Origin of the sequence: Halomonas sp. G15 (assembly GCF_021282295.1) — a bacterium.
In the GTDB taxonomy this organism is placed as follows: domain Bacteria; phylum Pseudomonadota; class Gammaproteobacteria; order Pseudomonadales; family Halomonadaceae; genus Halomonas; species Halomonas alimentaria.
The window spans coordinates 1-595 of record NZ_JAJSPA010000102.1 but is presented as its reverse complement, the minus strand read 5'-3'; the positions used below and the strand labels follow the sequence as shown (position 1 = coordinate 595).

The 595-nt window shown below is 53.9% G+C and carries 1 rRNA gene; it reads left to right on the top strand.

From position 1 onward, the window contains the following. Positions 1–508: 508 nt before the first annotated feature. Positions 509–595, top strand: a 16S ribosomal RNA gene (locus tag LWH48_RS18180); the annotation flags it as partial.

Genomic DNA, 595 nt, shown 5'->3' with positions numbered 1-595 from the left:
GGCGACGGGCACACGTTGCAGGCGGTGGAAGTGGCAGAAGTGATTGTTCTGCATGGAGTTTTTCGGTTTACTTTCGAAACATTCCGATTGACAATCACGGCACGTTCGGTAGAATGTGCGCCACTGGTTTTACAGGGCTCGCTGAGGGCTCTATTCGCAGCCATCTCGGCAGGAAGAGATGGGCGGTCAGCGGGAGCACGGTCGGGATGCAGCGCACGCCAACCATCGCTTGACACGCTGAGGTGAATCGGTAGAATACGCCTTCCTCGCAGGGCGCTGGCGACACGGAGTTCGCTCCGGCCGGCAGCAAGCGAGACGCTTCACCCGAACAGGGTTCGAAGCCGCTCTTTAACAATCGATCAGGTAATTCATGTGGGCGCTTGCCGATGGCTCGGTGATCATGTCATTGAACCATCAAGGCAAGCGACTCGTCATAGATCTTCGGATCTATTTGAGAACGTTTGAACTTTGAGCCAAGTTTGGTGCTACTTCAAGCACTTATGATCTTAAACTGAAGAGTTTGATCATGGCTCAGATTGAACGCTGGCGGCAGGCCTAACACATGCAAGTCGAGCGGAAACGATGGAAGCTTGCT